Consider the following 22,200-nt stretch of genomic DNA (forward strand, 5'->3'; position numbering starts at 1 on the left):
GGAACGGTCGCTTCCTTTGTACTCACCCTCTCGGGCTTTCCTCCGGGCGCTTCCCTTCGGTCTTGCGTCTCCGACTCTATCAGATCTTTCCGATCCGATTTCCTCGGCGCTTTCCAGGTCTTCGCTTCCGCGTTTCCCTTTCCGGCGGTTCCGACTTTATCAGAGGTTTCGGGCCGAACTGACCGGCCGCTCATTTCCGATTTATCGGGAGTGGCTTCAATGAAATCAGCGTTTCAAGAAGCAGGTAGATGTTCACTGCCGCCTTTTGGGGCTAGGGCCCATCTCCAGGCAACTGTTCGAATCTACCTCCCCACACTCGCCGTGTCAACGGATCCCGTGGGGCGAAGAGGAGACTAGCAGCTGAACGGAGGTGGTCGCACATCCGGTGGTCGTGGGAGCGATCACGCCGCTGTGGGGACCTTCGCGCTGCGCTCCGCCGCCTCGACGTCGCCGGTCTCTCCCGCACGGGCCGCCCGGCCGCCGAGGACGTAGACGTAGGCGAGGAAGGCCAGTTCCGCGAGTACCCCGATGGTGATGCGGGCCCAGGTGGGGAGGCCGGAGGGGGTGACGAAGCCCTCGACGGCGCCGGAGACGAACAGCACCAGGGCCAGGCCGATGGCCATGCCGATGGCGGCTCGTCCCTCCTCCGCGAGCGCCGTGCGGCGGGTGCGCGGACCCGGGTCGATGAGCGTCCAGCCCAGGCGCAGCCCGGTGCCGGCGGCCACGAACACCGCGGTCAGTTCGAGAAGGCCGTGCGGGAGGACCAGGCCCAGGAAGGTGTCGAGACGGCCCGCCGAGGACATCAGGCCGATGCCGATCCCCAGGTTGAGCATGTTCTGGAAAAGGATCCAGATGACCGGGAGCCCCAGGAAGACGCCCAGGATCAGGCACAGGGTGGCGGCCCAGGCGTTGTTCGTCCAGACCTGGGCCGCGAAGCTCGCGGCCGGGTGGCTGGAGTAGTACGTCTCGTACTGGCCGCCGGGGCGGGTCAGCTCGCGCAGTTCGCTCGGTGCCGCGATTGAGGCCTGCACTTCGGGATGGGTGCCGATCCACCAGCCGAGGAGGGCGGCGACGGCCGTCGACAGGAGCGCGGTCGGTACCCACCAGTGGCGGGATGTGTAGACGGCCGCCGGGAACCCATGGGCGAGGAAGCGGGTGACGTCGCGCCATGAGGCCCGCCGGGTTCCGGTGATCGCGCTGCGCGCGCGTGCCACGAGCTGGCTGAGCCGGCCCGTCAGCTGGGGGTCGGGGGCGCTCGACTGAATCAGGGACAGGTGTGTGGCGGCACGCTGGTAGAGCGTGACGAGTTCGTCGGCCTCGGCGCCGTTGAGCCGGCGCCGGCGGCGGAGCAGGGCTTCGAGGCGGTCCCACTCCGCTCGGTGGGCGGAGACGAAGACGTCGAGGTCCATGGGTGTGCCTGCTCCTCGGCTGTTCGTCGGCGGCGGCTCGTAGGCTCTCGTACGGGATCAGCTTGTCGTACTGCGATGCGATGCGCCCTCAGCTTGGCAGACTGGCCTTGTCGTGGGCAGGGCAGGGGAAGGACGGCGGGCGTGAGTGAGCTGGTGACGGGCGAGGCCGTGGCATTGGAGCTGCGCCCGGCGAGGCTGCCCAGCAGGGCGCTGGCCGTGCTGCTGGATCTGGTGGCGGCGATGGCCGTCTATGTCGCGGTGACCATCGCGCTGGTGGTGTCGACGGCGTCGCTGGACGAGGCGGCGCAGACGGCGCTGTCGATCGCGACGTTCGTCCTCGTGCTGGTGGGTGGGCCGATCGCGGTGGAGACGCTCAGCCATGGGCGGTCGCTCGGGAAGCTGGCGTGCGGACTGCGGGTGGTGCGGGACGACGGTGGGCCGATTCGCTTCCGGCATGCGCTGGTGAGGGGTCTGATCGGGGTGGTCGAGCTCCTCATGACGTTCGGGGTCGTCGCGTGCACCGCCTCGTTCGTGTCGGCGCGTGGGCGTCGGCTCGGGGATGTGTTCGCGGGGACCCTCGTCGTACGGGAGCGGATTCCGGTCACGCGGACCGGGTTCGTCCCGCCTCCGCCGCCCTGGCTCGCGGGGCGTTTCTCGAAGCTCGACCTGTCCGCGGTGCCCGACGGGCTGTGGCTCGCCGTGCGTCAGTACCTGACGCGTATGCAGCAGCTGGACCCCCAGGTGGGCTGGTCCATGGCGGCGCGGCTGGCGTCGGATCTCGCCGAGCGCACGGGGGCTCCGGTGCCGCAGGGGGTTCCGCCGGCGGCCTATCTGGCGGCGGTCCTGCAGGAGCGGCAGGCGCGTGAGGCCCGGCGGGCTTCCCGGAGCGGTTCGGCGGTGGCCTCGGATGCGGCTTCGCCGTCGGGTTCGGGCATGACAGGCGCTTCGGCTTACGCTCTGCCCTCGTTCCCGGCTTCCTCCTCGTTCCCGGCTTCCTCCTCGTTCCCGGCTTCCTCCTCGGATCCGGCTTCGAGTTCGGCTTCGGCTTCGGCTGCCGAGGCGCCGTCGGTGGTTCCTCCGGCAGCTGCTCCGGTGGTTCCTCCGGCGGGGCGGCCCGAGGCCCCGGCGCGGCCTTCGGGTGAGGGACCGTCGCCCGCGGCGTCGCCTCACGCGCCGGCCGGCGAGCGTCCCGGGACCGGGTTCGTACCGCCCGCGTGAAGGTGGGTGGGCCGTCGGGCTCAGGTGAACACCGACGGTGGTGATTCGAGGTCCTCCAGCTCGATGCCGGGGGCCGCGAGGACCACGTCCCCGGCGAGGTGCACGGTGTGCCGCTCGCCCGTGTCCAGGGCTGTGACCTGGTATTCGTCCACGCTCAGGGGGCCGTTGTCAGTGGCGTGTGCTTCGCTTCTCAGCAAGGTCCACGACTGGTCCACGGTGCGGGGGGCGAGGACCGGGTCCGTGAAGGCGACGAGGCGTACGCGGGTGGCCGCGGAGGGGGTGAGGCGCAGGAGACGGGCGGTGGCGACGAGGAACGCCGGGGAGGTGCCGGTGAAGGCGTGGGCGCGCACATTGCCTTCGGCGGCGTCGGTTCCGGTGGGGTCGGTACGGACCCAGGTGACGCCGTCGAGGGCGGCGCCGCGGACCTGCCAGGCGGCGGCGTGCAGTTCGAGGCGGAGGGGTCGGCCGAGTTCGTCGAGGGTGAGGTCGACGGAGCCGTGGTGATCGCCCGAGGGGGTGGTCAGCTGGGAGACGTAGCGCCAGCCGGAGGAGCCGACGGCGCACTGGAAGTGTTCTTCCGCGAGGGAGGTGTGATCGTGCGGATCGTGGAGCGAATAGCGGCCGCGGGGCATGGGGGTCCTGGGTCCTGACGGGCTGGGCCGGTCGCCGGCCGGTCGGAACGGGGCAGGCCCCCGGCACGGGGGTGCGGGGGCCTGCCTCGGAGATCTGACCGGCGGCTGGACTACCGGCGGTGGTGCTGCTGGGCTCAGTCGCTCAGTAGCGGTAGTGGTCCGGCTTGAACGGGCCCTCGACCTGCACACCGATGTACTCGGCCTGCTCGGGACGGAGCGTGGTCAGTTTCACGCCGAGCGCGTCGAGGTGGAGCCGGGCGACCTTCTCGTCGAGGTGCTTGGGCAGCACGTAGACGCCGGTCGGGTACGCGTCGGGCTTGGTGAACAGCTCGATCTGGGCCAGGGTCTGGTCCGCGAAGGAGTTGGACATCACGAACGACGGGTGGCCGGTGGCGTTGCCCAGGTTCAGCAGGCGGCCCTCGGACAGCACGATGATCACCTTGCCGTCGGGGAACGTCCAGGTGTGGACCTGGGGCTTGACCTCGTCCTTGACGATGCCCGGGACCCTGGCGAGGCCGGCCATGTCGATCTCGTTGTCGAAGTGGCCGATGTTCCCGACGATGGCCTGGTGCTTCATCCTGGCCATGTCCGAGGCCATGATGATGTCCTTGTTGCCGGTCGTGGTGATGAAGATGTCGGCCTCGTCGACGACCTCGTCCAGGGTCGTGACCTGGTAGCCGTCCATCGCGGCCTGGAGGGCGCAGATGGGGTCGATCTCGGTGACGATCACGCGGGCGCCCTGTCCGCGCAGGGACTCCGCGCAGCCCTTGCCCACGTCGCCGTACCCGCACACGACCGCGGTCTTGCCGCCGATCAGGACGTCGGTGGCGCGGTTGATCCCGTCGATCAGCGAGTGGCGGCAGCCGTACTTGTTGTCGAACTTCGACTTGGTCACGGCGTCGTTCACGTTGATCGCCGGGAACAGCAGGATGCCGTCTCGCTGCATCTCGTACAGGCGGTGGACACCGGTCGTGGTCTCCTCGGTGACACCACGGATCTCCGACGACAGCCGGGTCCACTTCTGGGGGTTCTCACCCAGGGTGCGGGTCAGCAGCTCGAGGATGACGCGGTGCTCGTCGGACTCGGCGGTGTCGGGCGAGGGGACCTTGCCGTCCTTCTCGTACTCGACGCCCTTGTGGACGAGGAGGGTGGCGTCACCGCCGTCGTCCAGGATCATGTTGGGGCCGCCGGTGGGGCTGTCCGGCCAGGTCAGCGCCTGCTCGGTGCACCACCAGTACTCCTCCAGGGTCTCGCCCTTCCAGGCGAAGACCGGGACGCCCTTGGGGTTGTCCACGGTGCCGTCGGGGCCCACGGCGATGGCCGCGGCGGCGTGGTCCTGGGTGGAGAAGATGTTGCAGGAGGCCCAGCGGACCTGCGCGCCGAGGGCGACCAGGGTCTCGATGAGCACGGCGGTCTGCACGGTCATGTGCAGGGAGCCGGTGACACGGGCGCCGGCCAGGGGCTGCGCCTCGGCGTACTCCTTGCGGATCGCCATGAGGCCGGGCATCTCGTGCTCGGCGAGGGTGATCTCCTTGCGGCCGAAGTCGGCCAGGGAGAGGTCGGCGACCTTGAAGTCCTGTCGGTTCGCGACAGTCGTCATTGCGAGCTGCTCCTCGGGGTTCGGGTCGAGGTGGGTACGGCTGGTCTGCGCGGCGGCGGACACCTGGGTGCCCTGAGGAGGACACAGGCATGCCCGCGTACGCGCAGCGCAGTCCGTCGGAGGCCCTCTCTCCCTCGGCCGGTCCGCGGTGGGACCGCCCGACCGCCATCAGCAGCGACGTCTGGCTCCGTCCCAAGCTACACCGGGAGACCGGGGCGCCCCCAGTCCGCCTGCGAACAGATCGGGCCATCGGGGACGGGCGGCCGGGGCGGGTGCGGGTCCCACGGGGGGCGCCGGCGGGAGGGGAACGCAGGTCAGGAGGGCAGGGAAAGGGCGATGGAGGGCGGGAGCGGAAGCGGGAAGTCGGCGAAAAGTTCGTCGAGGGGGTGAGCGCCGCTGGGCACGGTGGGCCCCCTCCGGACCCGGTACCGGCTGCGGCCAGGCCCTGCCGCCGCGGACGGGCCGCAAGGGAGGGAACGTGATGGCGGGCAAGGGGCGGGGGCTGGGGAGCGCGGCCGTCGTGGTGGGGCTGGTGGGGTTGCTGTCGGGGATCGGCGGACTCGTCTCCGCGCGGACGGCCCTCGGCGGCTCGGTCGTGTCGGGCGAGAGCACGACGCCGACGTAGGGCCCGGGTGACCGGGTCGTCTACGAGCGGGTCGACGGGAGGGACGTGCGACGCGGGGACATCGTGCTGTTCTCGGCGCCCGACCGGTACGGCTTCGGCGAACTGGTGATGGAGCGGGTCGACGGCGTGGGCGGTGACCATGTGACGTGCTGCACGGGGACGGACGCGGACACCCGCGTCCCCGTGAACGGGCAGCCGCTGAAGGAGCCGTACGGGAAGGACCCGGAGGCGAGCCGTGGGCCGGCCGCGCAGCCGTATGACGTGCGGGTTCCCGAAGGACGGCTGTTCCTGCTGAAGGATCATCGCGCGGCCGCCCGTGACGCGCGGGCGTTCCTCGACGGTCAGGACGGGACGCTCCCGCGGTCAGTGATCCGGGGGCGGGTCATCGAGGACTCCACCGTGCCGGTGCTGCTCGGGACCGCGATGGAGCTCGGTGCGCTGCTCGTGCCGACGGGAGTCGGTCCGGGGATCGCCGCGCTGGCGGTGCGGAGGCGGGCTAAGGCCGCGATGGCGCCGCCTCCGCCCGCCGTGGCCCGCGCAGGTCTATCCTCGCCCCCGGCCCCGGCCGTGCAGGTCCGAGCACCCTCCCCCGTCCTGACCGTGCAGGTCTGGGTTTGTGGCCGCGGAGAGGTCCGGGCTTGTGGCCGCGGGCAGGTCGTGCGAAAGGCCGTGGGGCCCGCCGAGTCGGTTCGGCGGGCCCCACGGCCGTGCTGGGCGGTGTCGCCGCCCGCGGTCAGTGCGCGGCGTCGGTCGGCGAGGGACCGCCGGGCGAGGCCTCGGGGTCGGGGCCCTTGGCGGCCTCGGCCTCGCTGTAGATGTCCGGTTCGAGGTAGATGACGCGGGCGATCGGCACGGCTTCGCGGATGCGGGACTCGGCGGCGTCGATGGCGACGGCGATCTCGGAGGCGGTGTCGTCGTGCCGGACGGCGATCTTGGCGGCGACGAGGAGCTCCTCGGGGCCGAGGTGGAGCGTGCGCATGTGGATGATGCCGGTGACCGTGTCGCCGTCGACGACGGCCGCCTCGATCTTCCGGGTCTCCTCGAGGCCGGCGGACTCGCCGAGCAGCAGCGACTTGGTCTCGGCGGCGAGGACCAGGGCGATCAGGATGAGCAGGATGCCGATGCAGAGGGTGCCGATGCCGTCCCAGACGCTGTCGCCGGTCAGCAGGGCGAGGCCGACGCCGCCGAGGGCGAGGATCAGGCCGACGAGGGCGCCGAGGTCCTCCAGGAGGACGACGGGGAGCTCGGGGGCCTTGGCGCGGCGGACGAACTCCTTCCAGGAGCGGCCCGCGCGCTGGGGGTTGGACTCCTTGATGGCGGTGCGGAAGGAGAACGCCTCGGCGATGATCGCGAAGACCAGGACGCCGACCGGCCAGTACCAGTGCTCCAGCTCGTGCGGGTGCTTGATCTTCTCGTAGCCCTCGTAGACGGCGAACATGCCGCCGACCGAGAACAGGACGATGGAGACGAGGAAGGCGTAGATGTAGCGCTCGCGGCCGTAGCCGAAGGGGTGCTCGGGGGTGGCCTCGCGCTTGGCCTTCTTGCCGCCGAGCAGGAGCAGCGCCTGGTTGCCGGAGTCGGCGACCGAGTGCACGGACTCGGCGAGCATCGACGACGAGCCGCTGAAGAGGAACGCCACGAACTTCGCTACCGCGATCGCGAGGTTGGCGCCCAATGCCGCCACGATCGCCTTGGTGCCGCCTGACGCGCTCATGTGTTCGCGTTGTCCCTTCGTAGGCCGTTCGAGGGGCGGGGCGGCGCGACGACGCGCCGCCCTTGACTTTGCCCGTGCTTGACGGTGGGCCATTGTTGCAGCCCGTCGGGGCCGCGGTGTCTCAGGTCACCGGCACGGGGCCGTCGAAACGGTCAGGCGACGACGGTGGCCCGGAAAAGCGTGCCCGTTCCGGACACTTCGGCCTTCTCCCCGGCCGGGACGAAGACGGATCCGCCCGGGGTCAGCTCGTGCTCGCCCGCACGGACGGTGCCGGCCGCGCAGAGCAGGATCTGCGGGGTGGGGCGGGTGAGGTCGTGGTCGGCGCCCCCCTCGGAGAGGACGTAGCGGGAGAGGCGGAACTCGTCGATCGGCGTCGCGTAGACCTCCTCGCCGTCCGGGGAGGCCTCGGGGCGCAGGACTCCGGGGGCGGCGGCGTGGAAGCGGACGATGCGCAGGAGCTCGGGGACGTCGACGTGCTTGGGGGTGAGGCCGCAGCGCAGGACGTTGTCGGAGTTGGCCATGATCTCGACGCCGAGCCCGCTGAGGTAGGCGTGCGGGACGCCGGCTCCGAGGTAGAGGGCCTCGCCGGGCTGCAGTCTGACGTGGTTGAGCAGCAGTGCGGCGATGACGCCGGGGTCGCCCGGGTAATGGTGGGCGATGTCGGCGTAGGGGGCGTAGGCGCCGCCGAGGCGGGTGCAGGCGGTGGCCGTCCGCTCCACCGTGCGGGACATCTCCTCCGGGTCGGCCGTGAGGATCGCCGTGAGGACCTCGCGCAGGGCGGCGTCCTCGGGGCGGGCGTGCAGCAGGTCGACGTAGGGCTTGAGGGAGTCGACGCCGAGGCCGTCGAGGAGGGCGGCGCTCTCCAGCGGGTCGCGGAAGCCGCACAGGCCGTCGAACTCGGTGAGGGCGCAGATCAGTTCGGGCTTGTGGTTGGCGTCCTTGTAGTTGCGGTGGGCGGCGTCGGCGGGGATGCCGCGGCGCTCCTCGTCCGCGTAGCCCTGCGCGGCCTGCGCGAGGTCGGGGTGGACCTGGAGGGAGAGCGGTGCTCCGGCGGCGAGGAGCTTGAGGAGGAAGGGCAGGCGGGGGCCGAACCGGGCGAGGGCGGCCGGGCCGAGTTCCTTCTCGGGGTCGGCGTCGATGACCTCGGCGAGCGTGCCCCGGCCGGTCCGCGAGGGCGCGCCGGGGTGGGCGCCCATCCACATCTCCGCCTGCGGCTCGCCGGTCGGTTCGACACCGAGCAGCCGCGGGATCGCGGTCGGGGAACCCCAGGCGTAGGGGCGGATCGTGTTGGCGAGGCGGTCCATGGGGTCTTCCGTAAGTTGTTGGGCGGGGACGGCGGTGGCGCACCCGGGCCGGCCCGCGCGGGTCGTCCGGCGGGCGGGCGCGTCAGGGTGTCCCGGGCAAGATCAGGCCCTCGAAGCGAGCGCCAGGTAAACCGCGGCGAAATCCGTGATGGCGATCAGTTCCGCGAGCGTCTCCAGCTCGTCGCCCGCCTCCGGTTCCAGTTCGCTGATCGGGGTGTCGTGGCTGAGGGCGATGTCGCGGGCGCCGGGGGCGGCGGTGAGGCCGCCGATGGGGCGGTCGCGCAGGAGCACCACGCGCGCGTGCAGGGCGGGCGGTTCCTCGACCCGGTCGCGGAAGAAGTCGTCGGGGTCGGCGCTGGCGGCCAGCGGGCCGGCGAGCAGGGCGCTGTGCGCGGCGAGGGCCTCGGGCAGCTCGGCGACGACCGCGGGGGTGCCGGACAGCTCGGCGAGGGCGGCCGCGAAGCGGCGGCCGGCCGGGCCGGCGGAGGTGCCCTCGGTCCAGACGATGGGGAGCGCGTCGGCCAGTTCGGCGGCGAGGGTCTTGGCGGGGTTGCTGTACGTGGCGATGGCGGGGCCGCAGCGCTCGGCGATGCGGTCGAGGCGGTCGGCGACCTTGCCGAGGGCGTCCGGCGGTGCGGCGAGCACGCCGGTGCGGTCCAGCAGGGCGAGCAGCGGGGTGAGCAGGGCCCACAGGACGCCGGGGGCGGACGCGGCCAGGGGCTCGTCCTGGTCGTACGGGGCGGTCGCCATGGGGACGAAGAGGCCGTGCGAGCCGCCCACGGCGTCGGCGAGCGGGGACCGGCCGGGCGCCACCGCGACGACGGCGCAGCCCCGGCGGTAGGCCTGCTCGGCGAGGACGGACAGTCCCGGTTCGGTGCCGTCCGGGGTGGTGATGAGGAGGAGGTCGACCGATCCGACCCAGCCGGGCAGTTCCCAGCGCAGGGCGCCCGCGGCGGAGGCGACGCCGGTGGGGGCGAGGCGGGTGACGGGGCTGCCGGCGCCGGCGAGCGTGCCGAGAAGGTCGGCCGCGTGCGTGGCGGCGGCGCCCGGCCCCGCGATGAGGACGGCGCGGGGGCGGCCGTCGGGCCTGAGGTCGTTGATGCCGGCCTCGGCGGCGTGGCGGGCGGCCGTGCGGACGCGGGCGCCGGCTTCTGCGGCACCGCGGAGCAGGCCGCGGTGGTCGGCCTCGGCGAGGCCCTCCGGGGAGTCCAGCAGCGATTCGTCGAGCATGGGCGGCAGCCTCCGGTCGCCGGGGTCCGTCAAGGGGTGTCGTCCTGGTTCGGCGCCCGTCACGCCGGGGGCATGCGCTCCCGTGGGACGTACGGGTGCCGCCGCCGGTCACAGGGGGCGGCGGGCCTCGTCGACGAGGAGGACGGGGATGCCGTCGCGGACGGGGTAGGCCAGGCCGCAGTCGGCGGACGTGCAGACCAGTTCCGCGTCCTGCTCCTTGAGCGGGGCGTGGCAGGCCGGGCAGGCCAGGATCTCGAGGAGGCCGGCTTCGAGGGGCATGGTGCGGTTCCTTCGTGTGTGGGCTGGGGCTTGTGCGGTTGCGCCTGGTCAGATTACCGCCGGAGGTCAGGCCCGGATGAGCCCCAGCACCTCGTCGCGCACCCTCTCCATCGTCGCCGTGTCCCTGGCCTCGGCGTTCAGGCGGAGCAGCGGCTCGGTGTTGGAGGGGCGGACGTTGAACCACCAGTCGGCGGCGGAGACGGTGAGGCCGTCGAGGTCGTCCAGGGTGATGCCCTCGCGGCCCTCGTAGACGGAGCGGATCGCGGCGAGACTGGCCCGCTGGTCGGCGACCGTGGAGTTGATCTCGCCGGAGCCGGTGTAGCGGACGTACTCGGCGACGAGCTCGGACAGCGGGCCCGGCTGGCCGCCCAGGGCCGCGAGGGCGTGGAGGGCGGCCAGCATGCCCGTGTCGGCGTTCCAGAAGTCGCGGAAGTAGTAGTGCGCGGAGTGCTCGCCGCCGAAGATCGCGCCCGTGCGGGCCATCTCGGCCTTGATGAAGGAGTGGCCTACGCGGGTGCGGACCGGGGTGCCGCCGTGCTCCTTCACGATCTCGGGGACGGACCAGGAGGTGATCAGGTTGTGGATGATCACGCCCTTGCCGCCGTGCCGGGCCAGCTCGCGGGTGGCGACCAGGGCGGTGACGGCGGACGGGGAGACCGGCTCGCCGTGCTCGTCGACGACGAAGCAGCGGTCGGCGTCGCCGTCGAAGGCGAGGCCCAGGTCGGCGCCCTCCTCGCGGACCCGCTTCTGCAGGTCGACGAGGTTGGCCGGGTCCAGGGGGTTGGCCTCGTGGTGGGGGAAGGTGCCGTCGAGCTCGAAGTACATCGGGACGAGCGTCAGGGGCAGGCCGGCGAAGACCTGCGGGACCGTGTGCCCGCCCATGCCGTTGCCGGCGTCGACGACGACCTTCAGGGGGCGGATGGAGGTCAGGTCGACCAGGGAGCGCAGGTGGGCCGCGTAGTCGGGCAGTGTGTCCCGGCCGCTGATCGTGCCCGTCCTCTCGGCCGGCTCCGGTGCGCCCGACTCGCTCCAGGTCTCCACCAGTTCGCGGATCTCGGCCAGACCGGTGTCCTGGCCGACCGGGGCGGCGCCCGTGCGGCACATCTTGATGCCGTTGTACTGCGCCGGGTTGTGCGAGGCGGTGAACATGGCGCCCGGCAGGTTCAGCGCGCCGGAGGCGTAGTAGAGCTGGTCCGTGGAGCAGAGGCCGATCTCGGTCACGTCGGCGCCCTGGGCGGCGGCCCCGCGCGCGAAGGCCCGGGACAGGCCGGGCGAGGACGGCCGCATGTCATGACCGGTGGCGATGGCGCTCGCGCCGGTGACCCGTACGAAGGCGGCTCCGAAGAGCTCGGCCAGGGACTCGTCCCACTGGTCCGGGACGACCCCGCGTACGTCGTACGCCTTCACGACCTGCGACAGATCAGCAGCCACGGCCAACCTTCCTGGAAAAGTACCGTCGGTTCGCCCCAAGCTACCTCCGCGGGCTGACGGCGCGCCGGGCGGACGGCCTGCGGACTTCGGGCGTCAGGTCAGGTCACGCGCGTGTGCGGGAGGACGTCGTGCGCAGCGTCCGGCTCACCGGGGGCGATCTCAGGTCACGCGCGTGTGCGGGAGGACGACCACGGCGCCCGCGCCGCCGGGGCGGCGCCGATGGCCGCCGGGGGCGCCGTCCTCGGCCTCTTCCCCGGCCTGGTGATCGTCGTCGACGCCCAAGCGATCTCTCACGCCCCCGGAACGGACGGAGGGGTCGTGCCGCGGCCAGGCCGCGTCCCTGGGCGCGCGTGTGAAGAAACGGTCCGCTGGATTCGGCGGGGACGGCTCAGTTGTCGGGCGAGCGCAGGACGCGCAGATGGCCGCGCCGCGCGACCTCCCGCGGGTCGGCCGTCCGGCCGCCGCCACCGGCCTCGGCCGCGCGCTCCTGGGGGCGGGCCGCCTCGCGCACGGCGTTCGCAAGCGCTTCCAGGTCGTCACCGCTGGGGCGCGCCGGGGCCGAGCCGTCGAGAAGCCGGACGACCTCCCAGCCGCGCGGGGCGGTGAGGCGCTCGGAGTGCTCGGCGCACAGGTCGTAGCAGTGGGGTTCGGCGTAGGTGGCGAGCGGGCCGAGGACCGCGGTCGAGTCGGCGTAGACGTACGTCAGCGTCGCAACGGCGGGACGGCCGCAGGCGGTGCGCGAACAGCGACGTACAGGGCTCACGACGTTGGACGGTACCGCACTCTTGAGCGGGCCGCGACGACTCTCGACCAGGTCACTCCACCGTGTCGTGGCGTGAATCGTCCCACACGCCCTTTTGGCCCCACCTTGACGACCTGGCGGGACACCGTCGTCCGAGGAGCCGAACGCGCACGCAAGCGGTCAGAAGTCATGACGAAGTGCTCAATTGCCGTGGGTTCACCGCTCTCGTGGGGTTACGGAATCGAGCCGAACCTTGGCTTGAACAGTCATGTAACGACATGCCCGACGAGGGCGGCCGGAAGCCGGCCGTGCCGCCGTGCGGTGCCGGGCACCCGGGCCCGCCGGGGACTACCCTTCACCAGTGATGGACAAGCCCGTAACGCCCCGCGCCGCCGCTCCCGGGCCCCGCCGCCGTGACCGACACGGCCGGGGCATGCGCGGCCCGATCGCACCTCCGCAGGTGCCGCTCGCCGCGAGCCGTGCCGACGCGTTCGCCGATCTGGTGCAGGACTCCGTGGAGCGCCTGGAGCGGCGCTGGCCGCAGCTCGCCGACATCGATTTCCTCGTCCTTGAGGTGCCGCGGCTCGACGGGCCCGGCCAGGCCTGGAACGACGAGGCGGTCCCGCTCGGCGGCACGATCGGCGCGCGCGAGGGGCGCGCCGCGCGCGTGGTGATCTACCGGCGGCCGGTGGAGATCCGCACCAAGGGACGTGACGAGCGTGCCGCGCTGGTGCACGAGGTCGTCGTCGAGCAGGTCGCCGAACTGCTGGGCCTGACGCCGGAGACGGTGGACCCGCGGTACGGCGAGGACCAGGGCTGACCAGCCGTAACGTCCGCCCTACTTCTGCAGCACCGACAGATCCTCGTCCGCCTCCGGTACCGCCACCGTCCCCCGGTCGTCCGGGAGCGTCTGGACGGTGAACCCGGGGACGCCGTCCTCGCTCGCCGCCAGGGTGCGGGCGCCGTGGACCGGGCCGCCGGAGACGGGCTCGACCGTGAGCGCGTAGGTGCCCTTGAGGCCGCTGGGGACCGGGGCGTCGACGTCCTGGGTCGTCCCCGCCTTGATCGTGTACGTCCTCGACACCGCCGTGCCGCCCTCGCTGCCCGCCGAGGCCGTGACCTTGACCGTGGCGGCGCGGCCGGGGGCCGTCAGGGAGAGCGTGCTGCCCTCGGCGCTGTTGTCCACCGATGTCGCGCGCGTGCCGACGGGACGGGTGGCCGGGATGAACGCCGTCTCCTGCTGGTCGCCCTTGCCGCGGACGACCCGCAGGGCCGCCACGACCGGCACGGACCGGTCCGTCGGCGTCAGCACCAGGGAGCCGGCCTCGCCGCGGGTGACGTCGCCCAGGTCGACGGCGGTCGTCATACCGCCCTTGACGTGCACCGTCTCGTTCCCGGCGGGCGTTATCAGACCGGTCGGGGAGGCCAGGCGCACCTTCAGGTCCGCGTCGGTGTCGCCCGGTGTGAAGGCGACCAGGCGCACGGCGGTGGCGTCCTTGGGGATGCCGGGCAGGACCAGGCTGCCCGACGGGTCCGTGGACGCGGCCAGCCAGTCGCCGCCGATCTTGTCGTCCAGGGCCTGCACGGCGGCGCCCACGCGTCCGCTGCGGACGTTGACGTGCACGGTGAGGTTCGTCTGCTCCTCGTCGACGAGGGTGGACAGCAGGACCGGCTCGCTGGCGTGCGGCTGGACGGTGATGCCCTCCCCCACCGCGGTCTTCAGGGCGCCGTCCTTGCCGTACAGCTCGATGTCGACGACGGCGGGCGAGTCGTCCGGGTTGGTCAGGTGGACGTAGTCGGTGCGGTCGGCCGCCGTGCTGGCGCCGGGGAACCAGAAGTCGGTGTCCGGGGCCGCGCAGGTGACGCCCAGCAGGCCGCGGCCGGTCCCGGCGGCGACCCGCGTCGTCTCCTGGACGGTCCAGCCGGGGGCGAACCTGCCGTCCGCGGTTCCCACCAGCGCGGGCGTGTCGGAGTCGGAGGTGTCGCCGGTGGCGGGTCTGCCGGGCTCCCGGGGCGTCAGCACCGGCTTCCGCGTCTTGTCCTGGCCGGCCTTCGCGTCGTCCTCCCCCTGTTCGGCGTCCGGGTCCTGCGGCGACTGCTCGGCCGCCGCGCGGAGTTCGGCCTTGCCGCCGCTTCCGGTGCCCCGGGTGACGGGCGTGAAGGACGTGTACGACGTCTCGGCGATCTCCGAGCTGCTCGGCGCCGGGCACAGCAGGCTCGTGCGCTCCACGGGCAGGTGGGCGGCCGCCGTGCCGGCGCCGTCCGGGCCCGGGGCGTCCGGGGCGGACAGGGCGGCGAATCCGGTGACGGCGGCGAGCGCGGTCGTGCCGGCGATGAGGGACAGGGTGGTGCGGTTCACTGCTGGCTCCCGTCGGGACGCTCACTGCCCGTGCCGTGGGGGTGGTGCTGCTGCGCCGGGTCGTAGGGCGTGCCGTAGTCCTGGCCGTACGCCTGGTCGTACTCCTGCCGGTCGTACGACGGGGCCGGGGCCTGGCCGCCGTACGCGTACGGGTCGTACTGGCCGCCCTGGTAGGGGTCCGGCTGGTACTGCTGCCCGTAGGCGTCCGCCGGATACGGGGCGTTCTGGTACTGGTCGGCGCCATAGGCGACGTACTCGTCTCCCGTGTAGGCCGCCGTGTCCCACCGGCCGTTCTGCTGCTGTGGCACGGCCGCCGGGGGTTGCCCGGGTGGCGGGGACGGCAACTCCTCGGGCGCGGCGGTCCCTTCGGCCTCGGCTTCCGCCTGGGCGCGCAGGCGGCGGGCGCGGCGGCCCTCGCCGGTGACGGCCTGGGCGGGGACGGCGGGTTCGTCGTCCGGCATGTCGTCGTCGATGTCGCGGCGCCGGCCCGGCAGGGCGAGCACCACCAGGACGAGACCGAGCAGGCCCTGGGCCCACAGCCAGACGGTGTGGCCGACCGGGGCGTCGTAGGTGACGTCCAGCTTGCCGCCGGTGGCGGGGAGTTCGAAGCCCTGGGCCCAGCCGTCGACCGTGGTGCGGGTGAGGGGCTTGCCGTCGAGGGTGGCGGTCCAGCCGTCGGCGGCGGTGTCGGCGAGACGCAGCACGCGGCCGTCGGCGCCGGTGGGGATCGTGGTGTGGATCTCGACGGGTCCGGCGGCGACGGGCTGCGGCGTGCCGGAGGCCGGGACGATGGTGGCGCGGGCGACCTGACGGTTGATCCGCCACAGCGCGCCGCCGTCCTGCTGGCTGAGCCGGCTCAGACCGGGCGTGGCGTCGAGGACGCGGGTGACCTCGCGGGGCGCGCCCTGGTGGACCAGGACGTAGCGCACGGCGAAGGCGCCGAGCTGGTCGGCCTGGTCGGCGCCGGAGCCGGCGACGAGGTGGGCGACGACCTTGTCGAGCCGGGGGTTCTCGCCGTCGGCCGCGGCGATCTCCCCGTCGCCGAGGCGGGCGCCGGATCCGCGGACCAGCATGTAGCGGACGTAGGCGGTCGAGTCGCTGTCGAGGACGAGGGTGCGGGCCTGGTCGCGGGTGCCGCTCTCCTCGGCGACGAACGCGGGCACCTGGGTGGGGTCGCGCCGCTCCAGGGGGCCGTCGGCGCCGCGGATGATCCAGCCGGCGGCGATCAGCAGGGGTCCCGCGGCCGAGGCGAAGGCGATCAGCACGGCGACCGGCTGGCGCCAGCCGAAGCTCTGCTCGGCCACGCGCGCGCGTGCCCCGTCCGCGCCGAGCGCGGCGGCGGCCAGGAGGGCGATGCCGTAGACGAGCGTGGCCGGGCCGGCCCAGGCGGAGTGGTTGGACAGGACCGCGAAGACGAAGCCGGTCAGGGCGACGCCCCAGGCCGTCCGGATGCCCGCCTGGCGTTCCGAGCGCAGCAGGGCGGCGAGCGCGGCCAGCACGATGCCGATGAGCATCAGGCCGCTGACGGTGCCGGGGCCGCCCGGGCTGGCGCCGAGCAGGTCGAGGGGGGAGGCGGCCGAGGGGCCGAACTCCAGGCCTGCTTCCCGGAAGAAGCCGAACGGGAGAAGCGTCAGCGACCAGGGTGCGAGGAGCAGCAGGGGCGTGCCGAGCTGGGCGAGGAACCGCAGGCCGTAGGCGGTGATGTCGGACCGGCGCAGGGCCGCCACGGCGACGCCGAGGACCAGCGCCACGGACCACACGACGGGCGTGAACGCGGTGGTGACGGTCAGCAGCAGCGCGTACGCCCACGTGGCGCGCCAACTGCCGCGCGCGCCGCCGGGGTTCGCCAGTCCGCTCGCGGCGATGCCCGCGCGGGCCACGAGCGGCAGCAGGACGGCCAGCACGGCCGTGCCGAGGCGGCCGCCGGCGAGGGCGCCGGTGGCGGCGGGCAGGAAGGCGTAGACGACGGCCGCCCAGGCGCGCAGCAGCCGGGACTCGACCAGCGGGCGGGAGGCGACGTACGCCGTGACGCCGGCCAGCGGCACCGAGCAGACGAGCAGGAGCGTGACGGCGAGTCCGGCCGAGCCGAGCAGCAGGGACGCCAGCATCGCGACGAACGCGAGGTACGGCGGGGCGGTGGGGTTGCCGCCGGCACCGACCGGGTGCCAGGCGTCGAGGTAACGCGCCCACAGCTCGGAGGAGTCGGCCGGGGCGGGCAGCAGGGCGCCGCCCACGAGCGCGCCGCCGCCGAGGAGGGCGCGGCAGGCGGCCAGGGAGACGAGCAGCAGCACCAGGAAGAGGACCGGTCCGGGCTTGCGGGCGATGCGCTTGAGCCGGGCGAACTGCTCGATCTCCAGGAAGTCGGCGTCGTCGCCGCCGGGGCCGGACTCGACGGCTCCGCCGTGCCGGCCGGCGCCGGAGGCGACTTCGGGGTCGGAGCGGCCGCCGAGGCTGCTCGCGACCTGTTCGACGGTGACGCGGACGGTCGCGCCGGGCGGCGGGAACAGGGGCCGCAGCTCGCCCTTGTCGGCCTGGGGCGTGCCTCTGCGCCGGCGCCCGGCGAGGATCCGCTCGGGCCGCAGCAGCGTGCCCATCAGGCCGCGGATCTCGTCGACGGCCTGGCCGGGGACCTTGCCGACGAGGTAGGCGAGGGTACGCAGCAGCGTGCCGAGGACGACCCGCAGCAGCACCCAGGGGAGCACGGCCGTGCGCGAGTTGACGAGCAGGGTGTAGACGGCGCCGGCCTTGTCCACCTTGTGCGGGGAGGCGGCCGTGCGGCCCACGCAGTCGACCGTGCGGCGCTCGCGGGAGGCGGCCTCGGCGTGCCGGACGACCGCCTCGGGGGCGATCAGGACGCGGTAGCCGGCCGCGTGCGCGCGCCAGCACAGGTCGACGTCGTCGCGCATCAGGGGCAGGTGCCGGTCGAAGCCGCCGAGCTGCTCGAAGACGTCGCGGCGGACGAGCATGCCGGCCGTGGAGACGGACAGCACCGGCCGGACGTGGTCGTGCTGGCCCTGGTCCTGCTCGCGGCGGTCCAGGCCGGTCCAGCGGCGGCCGGAGTGGGCGATGCTGACGCCGACCTCCAGCAGCTGGCGGCGGTCGTACCAGCCGCGCAGCTTGGGGCCGACGACGGCCACGTCCTCGCGGCCCAGTTCGTACTCGGTGTCGACGACGCGCAGGAGCTGCGCCAGGGCGTCCGGCTCCGGGGCGCAGTCGTCGTGCAGCAGCCACAGCCACTGGACCGGTTCGCCGTGCGGGAGCTCGGGCAGGTCGTAGGCGTCGTCGCGCCACGAGCGCGTGACCGGGTCCCAGCCGCTGGGCCGCTTCAGGTACGGCAGCTCCTGCGGGGTGAGCACGGGCGCCGTGCGGTCGCACTCCTCGACGGCCTGGCCGAAGCCGGTGCGGCGGGCCAGGTGGAGCACGCGGTCGTCACCGAGGGCGTCGGCGACCAGCTGGGCGGAGGCGTCCGCGCTGCCGGTGTCCGCTCCCATCGCGTACTGGACGGGGCGCTCCTGGCCGAGCAGCCCGGCGAGGGCGTCGGGCAGCCAGCGGGCGCCGTCGTGGGAGACGAGGACCGCGGTCACCACATGACGCGGGAACTCAGGGGGGCGGGTCGGGTCGGACGCAGCTCGGAGAGCCGGGTCGAACGCGGCTGGGGCAGCGGGGTCGTGAGGAGCTGCCGGGTGGCTGTGCACGGACATCGAGGTACGGGCCCCGGTTCGGTGGACTGCGGTGGACGCCCGCGACCGGTGGGGGCAGCGGGGCGTCTCGGACGAGCGCCCACACTATCGGCTGCGCAACAGGGCGGCCCGCCGCCTGTGGATAACCCACGGACGACGGGCCGTTCACGAAAAGGGGTGGGTCAGACGGCCGCCTTCTTCAGCCGGCGGCGCTCCCGCTCGGACAGACCGCCCCAGATGCCGAAGCGCTCGTCGTTGGCGAGGGCGTAATCGAGGCATTCGGAGCGGACCTCGCACGCCAGGCAGACCTTCTTGGCCTCCCGGGTCGAGCCGCCCTTCTCGGGGAAGAAGGACTCGGGGTCGGTCTGGGCGCACAGGGCGCGCTCCTGCCAGCCGAGCTCCTCGTCCGCGTCGTCGACCAGCAGTTGCTGCACCGTCTCGGTCATGTGCGCCCCTCGTCCGTCTTTCGCGTCCCCGTGATCTAGCCGTTACCGATTCCGGCTGAACGACACGAGTGAAATTACAAGTGTGCGGCTCCGGGCGAGTCAAGCCGAGATCTGCTATTAGGCCCCTGATTCACTCTGCGGAACCAAGCCCATGCGGAAAGTGTTCAAATCACCTTAAACCCTGACACACCGACGAGGCCCGTGAGGGCCCACACCGTCCGCCGGACCTCTCACCCACCCGTACGCAGAAGGACGACCAGAGGTGCGATCTCGTTCCGACACGCACCTCGAAGCGAACCGGATCACAGTCGGATCACGAGTGCGCAACGGGGATGGTGCTCCCGGTGGACGCCATGTGTCCCGGGAGGGGCATGCACAAACCTTTCATCTGAGCCATCGACCGGAAGAGGTGAACCTCGTCCCACATACCGGGTGCCGAGTTGACAGTGGAGGGGTGAACCGGTGTCCTTGGGGGCATGCTCGCGAGCTCGGCGCCCACCTCGACCCGCACCGCCGGGTCCCACGGTGCTGCCCGCGCTCGCTGTAGCTGTCGCTGTTCCGGCTGTTGAGCCCCACCCGCTCCAGCTGAAGGCCGAACCACCCCTTCGCGGCCTCCGTTCCCTCTGACCTTCTTTCACTGAGGAACCACCCCACCCATGAACAGCGACAGCGACCTCCAGATCGCCGGCGACATCCTCGAAGTCCCGCACCTGCTCCAGGCCCCCCGCGAGCACCCGGCCACCGTCGCCGAGTTCGTCGGCCTCGCCCGCTCCCTCGGCGCCGACCGCTCCCAGTGGCGGCACCTCGTGCGCTACGACGCGACCAGCCGCTGGTACCACCGGCTGCGCACCGGGCCGGGCTACGAGGTGTGGCTGCTGTCCTGGGTCCCCGGCCAGGGCAGCGGGCTGCACGACCACGGCCGCTCCTCCGGGGTGCTGACCGTCCTGGAGGGCACGCTCACCGAGCGCACGGAACGGGGCACACGCGCCCTGCGGGCGGGCGCGCAGCGCGTGTTCGCGCCCGGATACGTGCACGAGGTGGTGAACGACGCGCTGGAGCCCGCGGTGAGCCTGCACGTCTACCACCCGGGCCTGACCGAGATGCCGATGCACACGGCCCCGCACTGCGAGACCCTCCCGGAGCCGGGCGCCCTCACCGCCTGACCGGCCGCCGCGTTCCGGCGGAAGCGATCGCCGTGGCCGACGGCCGGTCGCCGGGGCCGCCTGCGAGACTGGCTTCATGCGCATTGTGGTTCTGGCAGGCGGCATCGGCGGTGCCCGTTTCCTGCGTGGTCTGAAGCGGGCCGTGCCGGACGCGGACATCACGGTCATCGGCAACACCGGGGACGACATCCACCTCTTCGGGCTGAAGGTGTGCCCCGATCTCGACACGGTGATGTACACGCTCGGCGGCGGCGTCAACGAGGAGCAGGGCTGGGGCCGGGACGACGAGACCTTCCACCTGAAGGAGGAGCTCGCCGCCTACGGCGTCGGGCCCGAGTGGTTCGGCCTGGGTGACCGGGACTTCGCCACGCACATCGTGCGGACGCAGATGATCGGCGCCGGGTACCCGCTGAGCGCGGTGACGCAGGCGCTGTGCGACCGGTGGAACCCCGGCGTGCGGCTGATCCCGATGTCCGACGACCGGGTCGAGACGCACGTGGCCGTCGAGATCGACGGCGAGCGCAAGGCGGTCCACTTCCAGGAGTACTGGGTGCGGCTGCGCGCCTCGGTGCCCGCGCAGGCGATCGTGCCCGTGGGCGCCGAGCAGGCGAAGCCCGCGCCGGGCGTCCTGGAGGCCCTCTCCGAGGCGGACGTGATCCTCTTCCCGCCGTCCAACCCGGTCGTCTCGATCGGCACGATCCTCGCCGTGCCCGGCATCCGCGAGGCGATCGCCGACGCCGGGGTACCGGTCGTCGGGCTCTCCCCCATCGTCGGTGACGCGCCCGTGCGGGGCATGGCCGACAAGGTGCTCGCCGCCGTCGGCGTCGAGTCGACCGCGGCGGCGGTGGCCGAGCACTACGGCTCGGGGCTGCTGGACGGCTGGCTCGTGGACGCGGTGGACGCGGCCGCGGTGGAGCGGGTCGAGGCCGCCGGGATCCGCTGCCGGGCCGTGCCGCTGATGATGACCGACGCCGACGCGACCACGCGGATGGCCCGGGAGGCGCTGGCCCTGGCCGAGGAGGTGCGCGGCGCGTGAGCGGCGGGGAGCGGGGTGGCGCCGGGTACCGGGTGTGGGCCCCGGCCGGGCTGCCCGAGGTCACGGCCGGGGACGACCTGGCCAAGCTGATCGCGGCCGCCGAGCCCGGTCTGGCCGACGGTGACGTGCTGCTCGTCACGTCCAAGATCGTGTCCAAGGCGGAGGGGCGGGTGGTCGGGGCCGCCGACCGGGAGGCCGCGATCGACGCGGAGACGGTCCGGGTGGTCGCCCGGCGTGGCGGCCTGCGCATCGTGGAGAACCGGCAGGGCCTCGTCATGGCCGCGGCCGGTGTCGACGCGTCCAACACCCCGTCCGGCACGGTGCTGCTGCTGCCCGAGGACCCGGACGCGTCCGCCCGCGCCATACGCGCCGGGCTGCGGGACGCCCTCGGCGTCGACGTCGGCGTCGTCGTCACGGACACCTCCGGGCGGCCCTGGCGCGCCGGGCTCACGGACGTAGCGATCGGCGCCGCCGGAGTGCGCGTGCTCGACGACCTGCGCGGCGGCACGGACGCCCACGGCAACCCGCTCACCGCGACCGTCGTCGCCACGGCCGACGAACTCGCCGCCGCGGGCGACCTGGCCAAGGGCAAGGCCGCAGGACTGCCCGTCGCCGTGGTGCGCGGGCTGCCCCACCTGGTGGCGGCCGACGACGAAGAGGGGGCGCGGGCCATGGTGCGCGGCGCCCGCGACGACATGTTCCGCCTCGGCACCTCGGAGGCGGTGCGGCTGGCGGTGACCCAGCGGCGCACGGTCCGTTCCTTCACGGACGAGCCCGTCGACCCCGGGGCGGTACGGCGGGCCGTGGCCGCGGCCGTGACCGCGCCGGCCCCGCACCACACCACGCCGTGGCGGTTCGTGCTGCTGGAGTCGGAGGGGTCGCGGACGCGGCTGCTCGACGCGATGCGCGACGCGTGGATCGCGGACCTGCGGCGGGACGGGAAGACGGAGGAGTCCATCGCCCGGCGCGTACGCCGCGGGGACGTGCTGCGCGACGCGCCCTGCCTCGTCGTCCCCTGCCTGGTCATGGACGGCTCGCACAGCTACGGGGACGCGCGGCGGGACGGCGCCGAGCGGGAGATGTTCGTCGTCGCCGCCGGTGCCGGTGTGCAGAACTTCCTGGTCACGCTGGCCGGGGAGCGGCTGGGATCGGCGTGGGTGTCCTCGACGATGTTCTGCCGGGACGTGGTGCGCGAGGTGCTGGACCTGCCGGCGGACTGGGACCCGATGGGCGCGGTGGCGGTCGGGCATCCGGCCGGGGAGCCCCGGCCGCGGCCCGAGCGGGACGCGGGGGCGTTCATCGAGGTGCGGTGACGTGCGCCGGGCGGGGCCT

Annotated in this window: 20 protein-coding genes; 7 read left to right on the forward strand and 13 right to left on the reverse strand. The window is 73.3% G+C overall.

The annotated features are described in order from the left end of the window. Positions 1–401 precede the first annotated feature (401 nt). Positions 402–1,409 (reverse strand): stage II sporulation protein M, encoded by a 1,008-nt coding sequence (locus ACFW6P_RS07800; protein WP_386346557.1) that lies wholly within the window; start codon positions 1,407–1,409, stop codon positions 402–404. Between the two features lie 141 nt (positions 1,410–1,550). On the opposite strand from ACFW6P_RS07800, the gene ACFW6P_RS07805 reads away from it, so the two are divergent. After that, positions 1,551–2,627 (forward strand): RDD family protein, encoded by a 1,077-nt coding sequence (locus ACFW6P_RS07805; RefSeq protein ID WP_386347415.1) that lies wholly within the window; start codon positions 1,551–1,553, stop codon positions 2,625–2,627. A gap of 20 nt (positions 2,628–2,647) precedes the next feature. On the opposite strand, the gene ACFW6P_RS07810 is transcribed toward ACFW6P_RS07805, so the two are convergent. Beyond that, on the reverse strand, positions 2,648–3,259 hold the full coding sequence (locus tag ACFW6P_RS07810; protein ID WP_386346559.1) for a hypothetical protein: 612 nt from the start codon (positions 3,257–3,259) through the stop codon (positions 2,648–2,650). Positions 3,260–3,401: 142 nt separating this feature from the next. Further along, a complete protein-coding gene (gene ahcY / locus ACFW6P_RS07815; RefSeq protein ID WP_386346561.1) occupies positions 3,402–4,859 on the reverse strand; it encodes an adenosylhomocysteinase in 1,458 nt (485 codons plus the stop codon). 481 nt (positions 4,860–5,340) lie between these two features. Between ahcY and ACFW6P_RS07820 the strand changes: the two genes are divergently transcribed. Together ACFW6P_RS07820 and ACFW6P_RS07825 are read left to right on the forward strand one after the other, a co-directional pair. Then, entirely contained in the window at positions 5,341–5,484 is a 144-nt protein-coding gene (locus ACFW6P_RS07820; protein ID WP_386346563.1) for a hypothetical protein, read from the forward strand. A gap of 63 nt (positions 5,485–5,547) precedes the next feature. Further along, complete coding sequence (locus tag ACFW6P_RS07825) at positions 5,548–6,321, forward strand: S26 family signal peptidase (protein ID WP_386347418.1); 774 nt, start codon at positions 5,548–5,550, stop codon at positions 6,319–6,321. Here ACFW6P_RS07825 and ACFW6P_RS07830 read toward each other — a convergent pair. The 7 genes from ACFW6P_RS07830 to ACFW6P_RS07860 all read right to left on the reverse strand — a co-directional run bounded on the left by ACFW6P_RS07830 (position 6,218) and on the right by ACFW6P_RS07860 (position 12,205). Then, complete coding sequence (locus ACFW6P_RS07830; protein ID WP_386346565.1) at positions 6,218–7,198, reverse strand: cation diffusion facilitator family transporter; 981 nt, start codon at positions 7,196–7,198, stop codon at positions 6,218–6,220. The genes ACFW6P_RS07825 and ACFW6P_RS07830 overlap by 104 nt on opposite strands. A gap of 152 nt (positions 7,199–7,350) precedes the next feature. Beyond that, the gene (gene manA / locus ACFW6P_RS07835; RefSeq protein ID WP_386423171.1) at positions 7,351–8,502 is read right to left on the reverse strand and encodes a mannose-6-phosphate isomerase, class I; all 1,152 of its coding nucleotides are present in this window, start codon (positions 8,500–8,502) and stop codon (positions 7,351–7,353) included. Between the two features lie 102 nt (positions 8,503–8,604). After that, on the reverse strand, positions 8,605–9,732 hold the full coding sequence (locus ACFW6P_RS07840) for an SIS domain-containing protein (protein WP_386346569.1): 1,128 nt from the start codon (positions 9,730–9,732) through the stop codon (positions 8,605–8,607). A gap of 108 nt (positions 9,733–9,840) precedes the next feature. Further along, positions 9,841–10,011: a Trm112 family protein gene (locus tag ACFW6P_RS07845; protein ID WP_386346571.1), complete on the reverse strand. Its 171-nt coding sequence runs from the start codon at positions 10,009–10,011 to the stop codon at positions 9,841–9,843. A 66-nt stretch (positions 10,012–10,077) separates the two neighbouring features. Continuing rightward, complete coding sequence (locus ACFW6P_RS07850) at positions 10,078–11,442, reverse strand: phosphomannomutase/phosphoglucomutase (protein WP_386346573.1); 1,365 nt, start codon at positions 11,440–11,442, stop codon at positions 10,078–10,080. 159 nt (positions 11,443–11,601) lie between these two features. Beyond that, complete coding sequence (locus ACFW6P_RS07855; protein WP_386346575.1) at positions 11,602–11,736, reverse strand: hypothetical protein; 135 nt, start codon at positions 11,734–11,736, stop codon at positions 11,602–11,604. A 94-nt stretch (positions 11,737–11,830) separates the two neighbouring features. Beyond that, a complete protein-coding gene (locus ACFW6P_RS07860; protein ID WP_386346577.1) occupies positions 11,831–12,205 on the reverse strand; it encodes a DUF3499 domain-containing protein in 375 nt (124 codons plus the stop codon). Positions 12,206–12,548: 343 nt separating this feature from the next. Between ACFW6P_RS07860 and ACFW6P_RS07865 the strand changes: the two genes are divergently transcribed. Next, a complete protein-coding gene (locus ACFW6P_RS07865) occupies positions 12,549–13,004 on the forward strand; it encodes a metallopeptidase family protein (RefSeq protein WP_386346579.1) in 456 nt (151 codons plus the stop codon). Positions 13,005–13,022: 18 nt separating this feature from the next. On the opposite strand, the gene ACFW6P_RS07870 is transcribed toward ACFW6P_RS07865, so the two are convergent. The 3 genes from ACFW6P_RS07870 to ACFW6P_RS07880 form a co-directional block, all read right to left on the reverse strand. Next, positions 13,023–14,543: a DUF5719 family protein gene (locus ACFW6P_RS07870; protein ID WP_386346581.1), complete on the reverse strand. Its 1,521-nt coding sequence runs from the start codon at positions 14,541–14,543 to the stop codon at positions 13,023–13,025. Continuing rightward, positions 14,540–18,244 carry a glycosyltransferase gene (locus tag ACFW6P_RS07875; RefSeq protein ID WP_386346583.1) on the reverse strand — a complete coding sequence of 1,235 codons (3,705 nt, stop codon included), beginning with the start codon at positions 18,242–18,244 and terminating at the stop codon, positions 14,540–14,542. Before ACFW6P_RS07875 ends, ACFW6P_RS07870 begins: the two co-directional genes overlap by 4 nt. A gap of 161 nt (positions 18,245–18,405) precedes the next feature. Beyond that, positions 18,406–18,669, reverse strand: coding sequence for a WhiB family transcriptional regulator (locus ACFW6P_RS07880; RefSeq protein ID WP_386346585.1), 264 nt, complete (start codon positions 18,667–18,669; stop codon positions 18,406–18,408). A gap of 656 nt (positions 18,670–19,325) precedes the next feature. Here ACFW6P_RS07880 and ACFW6P_RS07885 point away from each other — a divergent pair. The 3 genes from ACFW6P_RS07885 (at position 19,326) to ACFW6P_RS07895 (ending at position 22,181) form a co-directional block, all read left to right on the forward strand. After that, positions 19,326–19,832 (forward strand): cysteine dioxygenase, encoded by a 507-nt coding sequence (locus ACFW6P_RS07885; RefSeq protein ID WP_386346587.1) that lies wholly within the window; start codon positions 19,326–19,328, stop codon positions 19,830–19,832. Between the two features lie 76 nt (positions 19,833–19,908). Continuing rightward, entirely contained in the window at positions 19,909–20,868 is a 960-nt protein-coding gene (cofD, locus tag ACFW6P_RS07890) for a 2-phospho-L-lactate transferase (RefSeq protein WP_386346589.1), read from the forward strand. Continuing rightward, complete coding sequence (locus ACFW6P_RS07895) at positions 20,865–22,181, forward strand: coenzyme F420-0:L-glutamate ligase (protein WP_386423173.1); 1,317 nt, start codon at positions 20,865–20,867, stop codon at positions 22,179–22,181. Before cofD ends, ACFW6P_RS07895 begins: the two co-directional genes overlap by 4 nt. The last annotated feature ends 19 nt before the right edge of the window (positions 22,182–22,200 follow it).

This window comes from Streptomyces sp. NPDC058741, from assembly GCF_042746715.1.
In the GTDB taxonomy this organism is placed as follows: Bacteria; Actinomycetota; Actinomycetes; order Streptomycetales; family Streptomycetaceae; genus Streptomyces.